The organism is Sulfurimonas sp. (genome assembly GCF_032250635.1).
Classification (GTDB): Bacteria; Campylobacterota; Campylobacteria; order Campylobacterales; family Sulfurimonadaceae; genus Sulfurimonas.
Genome location: NZ_JAVVFL010000183.1, coordinates 1 through 4414 on the forward strand (window position 1 = coordinate 1; position 4414 = coordinate 4414).

At 39.1% G+C, this 4414-nt stretch carries 4 protein-coding genes; all 4 read left to right on the forward strand.

Annotated features, from left to right (window positions below; genetic code table 11):
• Positions 1-147 precede the first annotated feature (147 nt).
• Positions 148-1248 carry an aldo/keto reductase gene (locus RQ763_RS09955; protein WP_314152753.1) on the forward strand — a complete coding sequence of 367 codons (1101 nt, stop codon included), beginning with the start codon at positions 148-150 and terminating at the stop codon, positions 1246-1248.
• A gap of 3 nt (positions 1249-1251) precedes the next feature.
• Positions 1252-2904: an L-aspartate oxidase gene (locus tag RQ763_RS09960; RefSeq protein ID WP_314152755.1), complete on the forward strand. Its 1653-nt coding sequence runs from the start codon at positions 1252-1254 to the stop codon at positions 2902-2904.
• Positions 2905-2906: 2 nt separating this feature from the next.
• The gene (gene nifT / locus RQ763_RS09965; RefSeq protein WP_314152756.1) at positions 2907-3116 is read left to right on the forward strand and encodes a putative nitrogen fixation protein NifT; all 210 of its coding nucleotides are present in this window, start codon (positions 2907-2909) and stop codon (positions 3114-3116) included.
• Positions 3117-3187: 71 nt separating this feature from the next.
• Positions 3188-4414 (forward strand): sigma 54-interacting transcriptional regulator (locus RQ763_RS09970; RefSeq protein WP_314152758.1); only part of this gene is annotated, 1227 nt, incomplete at its 3' end.

A 4414-nucleotide genomic window follows, 5' to 3' on the forward strand; every position in this document is an offset into this window, starting at 1 on the left:
GAACACACAACCATATTTTAACTATTTGGTTGATAAATATATTATACGAAGGATTATTATGGAAACTATTCTTATATCTTTATCAATATTCATCTACCTTAGCGCGATTGTTTTGTATGCAAGAAAAAAAGGCAATAAGAGTCTATTATGAAATATGCTACACAAGACGCTACATTAAGTTTTGCTAAAAGATTCTCAAACTATAAAGATTTCTACTATAAATATGACAATTTAGTATTCTCAAAATTGGGTATCGGTACTTTTAATAAAGAGCCGTATAAAGAAGAGAACTATGTTTTTCACTATATAGAGGGCGTAAAGCAGGCTATACGAAGCGGAATCAATCTTATAGACACCGCAAGCAATTACAGATATGGAGAGAGTGAAAAAGAGATAGGCGAAGCTCTAAGAGAACTGGGCGATGAAGCAAAGCGAGAAGAGCTTATCATCTGTTCTAAAGGCGGATTTATTCAGCTCGATTATCCGTTTCCCAAAAATCCATACACATGGATTGAAGATAATATTATAAAAGCGGGTTTGGCAAAAGCGGAGGATATAGAACTTGACCAGCACTGCATGACCCCGGATTTTTTAGAGTACTCATGCAGAAGAAGTCTGAAAAATCTAGGTGTTGAAGCTCTGGATATCTACTATCTTCACAACCCTGAGATGCAAATGATTAAACTCGGAGAAAAAGAGTTTTATAAGCAGATAGAGAAGATTTTTAAGAGATTTGAAAAGCTCGCAGACGAAGGACTTTTTCAAAGTTACGGTGTTGCGGTTTGGAGCGGTTTTACCTCTGAGCGCGAAGAGCTTTTGAGTTTGGAGAGACTTGTTGAGATTGCAAAAAAAGTCGGTGGTGAAAATCATAGATTTAAGTACATCCAACTCCCATTTAATATGGGAAAAACTGCAGCCTATACACAGATGACACAAAAAGTCTCTAATGAAGCGTGCACGATTATTCAAGCGGCATATAGACTTAAAATCGGAGTTATCACCTCCTCGTCACTTCTTCAGATGAATCTCTTTAAAAACTCTTTTAAAGCGGAAACAGGAGTAATACTCGATAACACGATGACGCTAAAGACGGACATACAGCTTGCACTTCAGTTTGTGCGCTCGACTCCGGGAATAATCAGTTCGCTTTTTGGATCAAAAGTGCCTGTGCATATCAAAGAGAACTCTGAGATTGCAAAAGTAAAATCTGTAAAAAGGGAAAAGTATGATTTGCTTTACAGGTTGTAGATTTTGATAAATGATGTCGTAATCGTAGGTGGCGGAATTGCAGGTTTAATGGCTGCCATTGAGGCAAAGACCCATTTAAACAAGGTTGTCGTCGTCACAAAAGGAAACCTTTTCAGATCCAACAGCTCACTTGCAAGCGGCGGAATTAACGCCGTACTTGATCCAAATGACTCCGCAGGAATCCAATCACATATAAAAGATACTATTAAAGGGTGTTTTGGCTTAGAGAACAAAAATGCCATTACTTACATGTGCAACCGTGCGCCGCACATTATAGAAAAACTTGTCAGCTATGGTGTTGAGTTTGACAAAAATGAGAATGGAGAGATCGCGCAGAGAAGTTTTGGCGGCGGCAGTTCAAAAAGAACATGTTATGTCGGTGATAAAACAGGTGCCGCTATTATGCAGGTTCTTATAAAAAAGGCAAAGAGCGCAGGTGTTAAATTTATGGTAAATACTTTTATCATGAACGTAACAACGCTGGAGAATAGAATCAGCGGAGTAGTCGCCCTTAGAAGGTCTGATTCATCCATTATAGTCTATCCTGCAAAATCGGTTATTTTAGCAGGCGGCGGCTATGCAGGGCTTTACAGAGGCTATAGTACAAATGCGCAGGACTACTCTGGTGATATGATAGCCATTGCTCTGCGTGCAGGACTAAACGTAAAAGATATGGAGTTTGTACAGTTTCATCCGACGGGTATGGCAAAAAGCACTTATCTGGTGAGCGAAGCGGCAAGAGGAGAGGGCGGATATCTTGTCAACGACCAAAATGAGAGATTTGTCAATGAGCTTGAGACTAGAAATGTTGTAAGTTTTGCCATCTCAAAGCAGATTGAAGCAGGTAGAAAAGTCTATATAGATTTGAGACATCTCTCGTTAGAGCAGATTGAAACAAAGCTTCCCTCTCTTTATAAAGCAGCTTATATGCAGGCTGGAATAGATATCTCAAAAGAGCTCTTAGAGATAAAACCAGTGGCGCATTACAGTATGGGCGGAATTGAAGCCAAGATGACAAAAACCGCCATTGAAGGTCTATATGCTTGTGGCGAGTGTGCGGTTCAAGGCGTGCACGGTGCAAACAGGCTTGGCGGAAACTCTCTGCTTGACGGTGCGGTTTTTGGAGAACTTGCAGGGCAAAACGCGCATAAATTTGCGCAAAACAGAGAGTTTTTACCTATTGACTACAACATGGTCCTTAAAGATCAGAGGTTGGTAGACTGGACGTTTGATATGGAGAGTACAAAAAACTTTAACTCCATGCGTATCAGTATGGGTAAAACGCTATTTAATCTGGTCGGAATTCACAGAAGCAAAGAGAGCCTTGAGAGGGCATACGACTATATAAACTACCTGAGAAAAGAGACCGTATCTCTTCATTGCATGGACAAGGGAAGGCATAACAATGTTGAACTTGTCTCTATCTTGGAGTTGAAAAATGCACTGGAAGTTGCTGAAGCAATTATTTTAAGTGCATCCAAAAGAGAGGAGAGCAGGGGTTCGCACAACAGAGATGATTTTGAAAAAGATGATTTGAGTTTAAAAAAATCTATTTTGATAAATGAGCAGAAAAAAGGATATTTCAAAGTCTGGTATGAAGATAATTTATTTCACTCCATTATTAAAAGAATATTTACAAATAAACAGAGGATATAAAAATGGCAAAAGTAATGTTAAGAGAGAGTGATGGAGAGATATATTTCTACATAGCAAAAAAAGATATGGAAGAGACGATAGAAAAGATTGAGTTTAGCAGCGATGAGCACTGGGGCGGAGAGGTAGACCTTAGCAACGGTGAAACATGGTGGATTGAACCGGGCAAGAAAGATTTGCCTAAAGAGGCGGTCTGCAAAAAGATTGCAGATTGATTAAAAGATAATCATATTTATGATTAAAATAACCTCACAAGAGAGTTATAATAATAAAAAAAGAATCTATTATGAATGATAAATGTAAAACATGTTTGACTCATAAAGAGCTAAGAGTACTTTATGATATTGCTGTGCTAATATCGGATTCAAGAGATGTGCAAAACTCTCTTGAAAAATCACTCTTAGCGCTTAAAAACTCTTTGATGTTGGAAAACTGTGTTATTTATAAGCTAGAAGAAGAGTTACTCACTATCTGCGCATCTATTAATCATAACAGACATCAAAAAAATATTTCCGAATACCGTCTAGGAGAGGGTGCAACCGGTCTTGCGGCAAAAAGTATGGAGCCGGTTGTTATTGAAAATATTCATAACAATATTCTTTTTCTCAATAAATCGGGCAATAAGAACAGTGAAACGATCTCTTACGTTGCGGTACCGATGCTCACAGACAATAAAGTTATCGGTGTTATAGGCGTAAACCTTACAAAAGCCACAAGAATGGATTTTGAAGAGACTGTCCGCATTTTGAGCATTATCTCATCACTTTTCGCACAGTATATCAACTCGAACAATGTGATAGAAAAAGAGAGACAAAGGCTTACGGAGTTAAAGCTTTACTATAAAATGGAGTGGGACTCAAAAGTCCACAATTTCGGAGATATTATCGGTGATTCAACCGAGATGCAAAATGTCTATAAGGTGGTTGAGAGAATTGCACAGAGCGATGTAACAATTCTTGTCCGCGGTGAAACGGGAACAGGAAAAGAGTTGGTTGCCGCGGCAATCCACAAAAGAAGCAAGAGAGCAAGCGAGCCGTTTATAAAACTAAACTGCGCGGCTATTACCGATACGCTTTTAGAGAGTGAGCTTTTTGGACATGAAAAGGGCGCATTTACAGATGCAAAAGAGACTAGAAAAGGGCGTTTTGAACTAGCAGACGGCGGAACGCTTTTTCTTGATGAGATAGGAGATGTTTCCGCTTCGGCACAAGTCAAACTTCTGCGTGTTTTGCAAGAGAGAGAGTTTGAGCGTGTGGGCGGAAGCAAAACCATCAAAGTAAATGTCCGTCTTGTCGCCGCGACCAACAGAAATCTTGAGGAGATGGTAAAAGAGGGAAAATTCAGAGAGGATCTCTACTACAGACTCAATGTTATTCCCATTGATCTGCCCGCTCTTAGAAAAAGGGGAGAAGATATCCGTCTTCTTGTGAATTTCTTTTTAGAGAGAAGTATGAAAAACCACAAAAAAATTGTGAGCATTACGGATGAAGCTATGAGCAAGCTGATGTCTTAT

Excerpts from the sequence above, each read along its gene's own strand:
- RQ763_RS09955 (WP_314152753.1), top strand. The coding sequence starts at position 148 with ATGAAATATGCTACACAAGACGCTACATTAAGTTTTGCTAAAAGATTC.
- nifT (WP_314152756.1), top strand. The coding sequence starts at position 2,907 with ATGGCAAAAGTAATGTTAAGAGAGAGTGATGGAGAGATATATTTCTAC.